The sequence below is a fragment of the Nostoc sp. UHCC 0251 genome (assembly GCF_034932245.1).
In the GTDB taxonomy this organism is placed as follows: Bacteria; Cyanobacteriota; Cyanobacteriia; order Cyanobacteriales; family Nostocaceae; genus Nostoc.
The window spans coordinates 1-7,834 of record NZ_JAYGHD010000159.1; the positions used below are offsets into that span (position 1 = coordinate 1).

Here is a 7,834-nt window from a genome sequence, read left to right on the forward strand (position 1 = left end):
CTTCTCTACGTTCCCTGCGGGATGCTACGCAAACGCGCAGCGTGTCGCAGACAGAGGCTGCGCCATTTGTTGGGCTTTATCTACGCAATTTTTCATTACGTATTACGATCGCATTTAGTTCCAGAGTGCTTAAAATCCCATTGCCTCGGCTACTGCACCTAGTTCTGCTGCAATACCCTGTTTAAATTGGCTGTGATTGTGTTTAATGGCTGTATCTGGGTCTTTTAAACCATTGCCTGTGAGGACACAAACCACTGTCGCCCCTGTAGGAATTTGGTCTTTTACCTGCAACAATCCGGCTACAGAAGCGGCGCTAGCAGGTTCGCAGAAGATACCTTCTGATGCAGCCAAAAGTCGATAAGCGTCGAGAATTTCGGCATCGGTAACGGCGTGGAAATTTCCCTGACTTGCGGTTTGGGCTGCAATAGCTAATTCCCAGCTAGCAGGGTTGCCAATCCGAATTGCTGTCGCTAAGGTTTCGGGATTTGCTACTGGCTGACCGTGTACTAAGGGGGCTGCACCTGCGGCTTGGAATCCCATCATTCGGGGTAAGCGATCGCACTTTCTAGCTTGATGATATTGACAAAACCCCATCCAATATGCTGTGATATTACCCGCATTGCCTACGGGGATACACAGCCAGTCTGGGGCATTACCTAGCACATCGACAATTTCAAAGGCTGCTGTTTTCTGCCCTTCTAGGCGGTAGGGATTGACCGAATTTACCAAAGTCACCGGATAGCTTTCGGCCATCTCACGGACAATTTCTAGGGCTTGGTCAAAATTACCTTTAATTGCCAATACTTCTGCACCGTACAGTAATGCTTGGGCTAGCTTGCCCAGCGCCACATAACCGTCGGGAATCAGCACAAAGGCATTCATGCCCCCACGCCTTGCATAAGCGGCGGCAGCGGCTGAGGTGTTGCCCGTGCTGGCACAAATTACTGCTTTTGCCCCTTCTTCCTTGGCTTTGGAAATTGCCATAGTCATCCCCCGGTCTTTGAAACTGCCGGTAGGATTAAGACCGTCATATTTTACAAAAACTTGCACTTGTCTGCCAATGCGTTCTGCGATCGCTGGCACTGGTATTAGGGGTGTGTTACCCTCCAACAGAGTGACAATCGGTGTTTCTTCGCTGACAGGCAAGTATTCACGATAGGCTTCTATCAGTCCGGGCCAGGGTTGGCGATGAGATTTAGCAACAGACAGGCTCAAAGTCACGGGATTTAAAATTTCTTAATGTAAGGGGATTGGATATTTAGAAAGGGTCGCATAGGGAAGCGTAGGATCTGGAAGAGGAAGAAAGTGAGTTTTTCTTTGCTAGTTTCCAGTTAAGAGTCCTCTAATTCCAAATGAATATTATGTAAGAATATTATTTTTTGTGGTGCAGGCGTTTGATTTTGCCATTTTTATTTTATTTAGAATGTCAGTTTATCATAACCGCCACGGCGACCTTGGGATGCTGACGAATTGAAAAATGATAGACAAATTTATGGGACTTACCTAATAACTCCCTGAAACACTTATTCCTACTTTTCAAAAAGCCACTTTTGTGTAAGACGTTTCATAAACGTATCTGTGTCTATTTAACAACTTTAACCTTTTCATTTTTTCAGTTAAAATACGCATAACAATGCCTTTCCTTCGCGGTAGATTTTTCCTTCTCCTGATGGAGACACTGTGCGTAGCTTGCTTCTACGTTCGTGGATCTTGGCGTAGGCAGATACTACATTTTTTCATAATTTTGCGTAATTTTAATATAATCTACATATAGTTTTTTACGGAAATTACCTAAAAACAGTGATACTAATTCATACAACTATAATTAGTAAGCTATCAATTAAGTATTGCTAAGTGACATCGAGTGGACGGAAGCTTTGCACACGCGGGGTAATGTTTTGTGAGGAACACAGCCATTATGATCACCGTCTCTTATGATTGAACCTAAAATCCATTAGAGTAATTGATTGAAAAGAGACAATATTTTAATAAAGCTTAAAAGAGCAATATTATAATATTTCATAATGGTGTGAGTTAAGTTTTGGATTTAATTAGCGATGCCTACTTGTTTATCTAGTGTTTCCGATCGCGAGTCCCAGGCTAACTGGGTCAGTAAGTTAACCAAGTCTTATTATCAAGACGATCAGCAAGCAAAGTTGATGAATTTACAGGCAGAGGTAGACTCTCTGTTGCAGCAGTTGGAAAACCTTAAGCACCAACGCCTAGCCGAAACTAAGCAAGAAGAATAAGCCAATTCTTGCAGATAGCGATGCTACGACGGGCTACGCCTGCGCTTTTTCCCTCTCTAATCTAAATTGGAGCCAGGGGGCGTGCTATTCAAAGCGCTGATTTTTTACTGACCAGCGCTTCAAACTGTATTTATGAGCATTTTCTACTAATAAAGCTAAAGATTGCACACCTGAAAGCTTGGCGATCGCAGAGAGGTTTTGTGAGTAATTTTCTGTAAAATCAGTGTAAATAACTTTATTGTTATCAGACAAAATTATAGTCCGGTCACGGCGTTGCTCTGTGTTTTCCCCCTGAATTTCAGGTGTAGGGTAATTCAAGGATGCTATTGCTTCTGCTGAGATAGTCAGTATTATTTCTGGTTGAGCGTTATTTGTTAAATCAATCACTTGAACCGGCCAATCACCCAACTTTTCCTGCATCTGCTCAAAGCTAGGAATAGCACCACCCGGAACTTCATCAGATTGCTGTAAAGATTTCCATACACTCGATAACATTACCTTTACCGCTTGAGGATTTTGTTGATGCAGTTGTTTTAGAGTAATTGGAAATGGTTGTACCCATTCCAGTGCTGCATTTGTCAAGGCCAAAGGTTTGGGTTGGAGAACATCGTTTCGATTCTCTGGAATTTTGGGGCCAGCAGCTAATAGGTGCAGAACTTTACCCCGCAGTTGCACCGCTTTGATAGCGGCTATAGTAATTTGTTGTTCTCCGTTAGCTAACCAGACCACAATCTGGATTTCAGGGTCAGAAGTGATTCCCAAAGTTTTCCAAAAAAATTTAGCTGCGTCAGTTTTGGATGGATTCAAATTCTCAAAAGGGGAATTTAACCAGCGTTTCCCGTCATGAAATGCACTCACCTCCACCTGATACCAAACTTGGTTATCCGTGAGTTTCAAATCTGCTGAGGAATTTGGTTGCAGCCATTCAGTGTTGGTAACTTGAGTAATTGGTTGCACTGTACCAACAATTTGACTAGGGTGAGTAGAGGATAATTGCGATGTACCCTCACCATTGAGTCTGGCTAACAGACCTTGAATATAGGCAAGATTATCTTTTGTAATTTTAGGTTGCGCCTTCAACCAGGAATTAGCATGTCCTTCTCCCTGCTGAACAGCTAAAATCAAAGCGAACCAAGCTTGCACCTCTAGTCTATTTGGGTTCACCCGCAACGCCGCCGCCATGCGATTCCACAACCGTTTTTCATCAGCTTTGAGTAGGGTAACAATTTCTTGGACATTATGTGGCGACGCTTTAAACACCTCTAAAGCTTTCCCCCAGCGGCCATCAATCAAATCTGCCAGCACTTCTTGACTAGGACTTGCCCAACTTCTCTCGGCTTGGGTTTTAGTAAGTTGGGAATGCAAGCGAATTAAATCCATTTGTGCTTGCGCCGCCTCTGGGAAACCTCCTTTGCGCTGTTTCTTGATGAATTTCAACCATTCAAAGGCTGGTGTCCACAGTCCACTACGGGCAACTGACAAGGCGTTTTGGTATGCAGAATCTTTGAGGGCTGCTGATTGGAGGGTAATTGCCTGCAATTGAATTGGTATGAGGAATAACTTTAGAGGTTTGACTTGATAAACCTGTAAGTGCGGTTCTAAACCTATAGTTTGATTAACAACTAACTCTTTTGTTCCATCACCAGTTACCTGCTGCCATTTGGGCAATTGTCCCTTAGGGCTAGCCCAAGACAACATTTGTAGTAAATTCCTGCGTTCTGGATTGTAGTATACGACGTGACCGTAGGCGAACGCACCAGTTCCTTGTTGACGTTGACCTTGCAAATTAAACCAAACTCCAGGTGATGGTGTCCCAGCGTCAAAGCGTTGCACTTCAGTTAAAGGTAGGGAAATATTGATATCTTGGGGTTCTGATGTACTATCAGCCAAGGAAGAAATCACAAAGGATTCTTCTGGCCCAGTTACAGGTAATTGAGTCGCTAAATAGTAGTAATTTTCTGACTGAGATTTAAACTCTAAATCTTCTGAGCGCTCGTAAACCCTGAGTTCCACAAGTTCTTCACAATTAGATTGACAATTAGCACGCTGTTGAAAAACTGGCAATAAAAATGAGTTTTTCGCATCTTGATGTAAAGGCAGAGTTTCCCCAAATATTTGGTTTTTTTTACTCAAATCGAGTTGAATTTGTTTAAGAGTTTGGGGACGTTCATGATTACCAAGGGGAATTTGTGCCCATGCAGGTAAAATTTTATTTAGCCAGCTTACTTGATCTGGATTAAAGATGAAGAGAACACTAATCCAGGCAAAAGCCATAATTAGACTAGCACTACTTAAGAGAATTGCGTAGCTTGCCACCGTAGGTATCGCTAGCGTTGACGAAAACCAACTTCCTCGCTTTAGCTTTTTTTGGGATTTTTTAACGACGCGTTTCATTGCACCAGCACGAGGTTGATTTGGTTTAGAGGGTTTTGGCGTCAGCTTGCGTGAACGATTTGCCATAGATTCGGGATTAGAGAATTGAGGATTAGGGATTGAGAAACTCTTTCCTAGTCCTCTGTACCTAGTCCCTAGTCTCCACTCCCCAATACCCTGTTATACTCGCCCTTTCAGAAGTTGCCCAGAATGATTAAGTCTCATTTGGGACAAAATCCGTAAATGTCCCCATGTGAACATTAGATGATCGCGAATACACTCTTCACTTAAGTATGTGAGCAGAGTGTAAAAAGTTGAAAGGTATCCTTATTAGCCGTAGTCATCACAAAACCTGGATGCTCGCATGGTTACTAATTGCGGGAGTAAATGGAGTTGCACAAAAAGCACTAGCACAAGAGTACACAGATGTAGGAACTACTCAGGCGCAGGAGAGTATAGATTTAAATTCTTCTCTCCTCTCTCCAGAAGATTCGATGGCGCAAGTTACATCGGTTTCTCAACTCAAGGACGTACAACCCAACGATTGGTCATTCCAAGCATTACAGTCTTTGGTAGAACGTTATGGTTGTATAGCTGGCTATCCAGATAGCAACTATCGCGGTAATCGTGCCTTAAGTCGGTATGAATTTGCCGCCGGTGTAAATGCTTGTTTAGATAGAGTCAACGAATTAATCACTACAGCCACCAGCGATTTAGTCACCCGCGAAGATTTAGCAATATTACAAAAATTGCAGTCAGAATTTGCCCCTGAATTAGCAAGTTTGCGGGGTCGTATCGATAGTTTAGAAGCCAGAACCGCCGAAATCAAGGCCAACCAATTCTCAACAACCACTAAACTTAGCGGACTACTGATAGTTGGCATTCAAGGACGGACTAGCAATCGTGGTGATGTGAATCCTAGAGATGGACAAAAAGATACAGATGATGCAGGGACAAACACTAATGTTATCTCTCTGGCGCAACTATATTTAACTAGCCAAATCACTCCTAGTAGTTACTTGTTTACAGGTCTTATCGATGGTAAAGGAAAAACTTCGCCTAGATTTACCAATAGTGTTTCCCGGAATGATGTCTTACTTGGCTACGAATTTCCTACAGATAGCTTAATTGTAAGTGACCTCAATTTTCATTGGCTGGTGACAGATAAATTAGCAGTGATGGTAGGAACAGAAGGCGTAAGTATGCCAGCTGCTTTTCGAGGCCCCAATCGGGTAGAAAGTGCTGCAACAGGGCCATTATCTTATTTTGCCCAAAGAAACCCAATTTTAAATATGGGATACGGTCACGGCGGTATAGCTATTGATTGGCAATTTGCTAAACGCGCTAGTTTGCAGGCAATTTATACTAGTTATCAACCTGGAAACCCCGGAAAAGGTAGCGGTTTATTTGATGGAACCACTACTACAGGTGTGCAATTGCTGCTGACACCAACTGATACTCTAGATTTAAGTTTGTATTACGTTAATAATTACTCCTCAGATGGTTGTTTACTAACCTTTGTTGGCGATGAATGCTTAACTACAGTTAATACCAGTACTGGAAAATCAGCACCTCTGCAAACCAACGCCGTAGGTGCGACTGTAACTTGGCAAATATCTCCCCGCATTAGTGCAGGTGCATGGGGTGGTTATACTAAATCTTACATTCCTGGGCGAACGGGAAATGTAGAGACGACGAATTATATGGTGTTTCTGAATTTTCCTGATTTATTTGCTAAAGGAAATTTGGGGGGAATTTATGTCGGTCAACCTCCTAAAATCACCAGTAGCAACTTACCTGTAGGGAATAATGTTCCTGATTTTATCAATACTGGTTTAGGACGTGCTGGTGGACAACCAGGAACAACCACTCAAATTGAGGCATTTTATCGTTTCCGGCTAACAAATAATATCAGCATTACACCAGGAATAATTCATATCTTGGAGCCTGGGCACACACAACATAGTGACTCAGTTACCATAGGCATTCTGCGGAGTACTTTTAGTTTTTAATTCTGCTTGCACATAAATATTATTGCAATTAAGTATTGACAGATGCTTATAGTCAATTGACCACAAATAACAATGAAAGTCTCTTTTTCATTACCCTATACTCAAATCTTCTATAATCCATATCCGGCGTTGCATAAATGCGGGATGAATTAGCTGAATACAGGTATTTCTCTATACTTTAAATAATAAAGTAACAATCGAATTGAATGTTTACGCATATCTACTGATTTGGAATAGCATAATGTTTTTCGATAGCGAAGCGGTAGCGACGTTAGGAGCGTCTGTAGGCATGCAAGATAATGACGTAAACGTGTATTTTCACCTTCTACTGTGGTCATATATGTTTTACTGACAATATGATCTTCTGGGTTAATAAAACTGGGGTAAACTTTCCATCCATCCGTCACTTGCAGAAGGCAGATCGCGCGCGGACTCGCTCTAAGCGTAGCTATGCCGCAGGCTTTACGCTGCGCTATCTGCTTTTCTTCGATAAAAATAGCACTGCCAACAGCAAACAACGTCCCATAAAGGTTTAAATGTTTCAGCACTGTGGTCTCCTAAAATCCAAGCTAAAATTCCTTTGCGGAAGTGATTTATTGCTGTCCATGACCAAACTTTGTTTTTTTTGACCCTACGAAAGTCTCTAGTTCATCTAATTCTCCCACTTCAGGAATCTCCTGAAGTGGTGGAGCGTCTGGCAATTTTTCACCAATTTGTTTTAGCCAATACAGTTGTATGGTGAACACATGCCAGAGTGCTCGATAGCTCGGAATCCCTCACCATTAACGTATGCTTTTAAGCATTCTTGTTTTATCTGATCTGAGTATCCTTTTGGTGGACTGTATACATCTATAAATTGACGACCACAGCTTAAACAAATGTGATTTTGTTTACATCTTCGTTTACCATTTTTCCTTATCTCCGTAGACTCGCAGTATGGACAATGCACAGTAGCAAACCCTAATTCATCCCTTTATTATGCAACGCCATAAGTCGTTTCAGCTTTTGCTAATCAACCTTTCTTGGTTGCATAGCTTTCGCAGACATCGCTAAAAGGTAATTGAAAAATCCTAGCTATAAGCCTTGAAAACTATTGCTGTATTGGCTTCTATGGGACTCATATTTAATTGCGTGAAAAAACTTCGTACAACTCAAAAAGCCTTCTTGACCAAGCCCCGTTGGGGCGGGGTGTGGGGTGTA

Annotated in this window: 4 protein-coding genes and 1 pseudogene; 2 read left to right on the plus strand and 3 right to left on the minus strand. The window is 42.2% G+C overall.

All coding sequences use genetic code 11. From position 1 onward, the window contains the following. Positions 1-129: 129 nt before the first annotated feature. Complete coding sequence (gene thrC, locus VB740_RS16065; protein WP_323200969.1) at positions 130-1,221, minus strand: threonine synthase; 1,092 nt, start codon at positions 1,219-1,221, stop codon at positions 130-132. An 836-nt stretch (positions 1,222-2,057) separates the two neighbouring features. On the opposite strand from thrC, the gene VB740_RS16070 reads away from it, so the two are divergent. Next, complete coding sequence (locus tag VB740_RS16070; protein ID WP_323200970.1) at positions 2,058-2,249, plus strand: hypothetical protein; 192 nt, start codon at positions 2,058-2,060, stop codon at positions 2,247-2,249. Positions 2,250-2,333: 84 nt separating this feature from the next. Here VB740_RS16070 and VB740_RS16075 read toward each other — a convergent pair whose 3' ends face one another. Then, positions 2,334-4,709, minus strand: a complete 2,376-nt coding sequence (locus tag VB740_RS16075; RefSeq protein ID WP_323200971.1) for a hypothetical protein — start codon at positions 4,707-4,709, stop codon at positions 2,334-2,336. A gap of 269 nt (positions 4,710-4,978) precedes the next feature. On the opposite strand from VB740_RS16075, the gene VB740_RS16080 reads away from it, so the two are divergent. Beyond that, entirely contained in the window at positions 4,979-6,634 is a 1,656-nt protein-coding gene (locus VB740_RS16080; protein ID WP_323200972.1) for an iron uptake porin, read from the plus strand. Positions 6,635-6,783: 149 nt separating this feature from the next. Here the strand turns inward: VB740_RS16080 and VB740_RS16085 are convergent. Next, positions 6,784-7,583, minus strand: a pseudogene (locus tag VB740_RS16085) (IS1 family transposase). Between the last annotated feature and the right edge of the window lie 251 nt (positions 7,584-7,834).

Coding starts and splice junctions, on each gene's coding strand:
- VB740_RS16070 (WP_323200970.1), top strand. CDS start 2,058: ATGCCTACTTGTTTATCTAGTGTTTCCGATCGCGAGTCCCAGGCTAAC.
- VB740_RS16075 (WP_323200971.1), bottom strand. CDS start 4,709: ATGGCAAATCGTTCACGCAAGCTGACGCCAAAACCCTCTAAACCAAAT.
- VB740_RS16080 (WP_323200972.1), top strand. CDS start 4,979: ATGCTCGCATGGTTACTAATTGCGGGAGTAAATGGAGTTGCACAAAAA.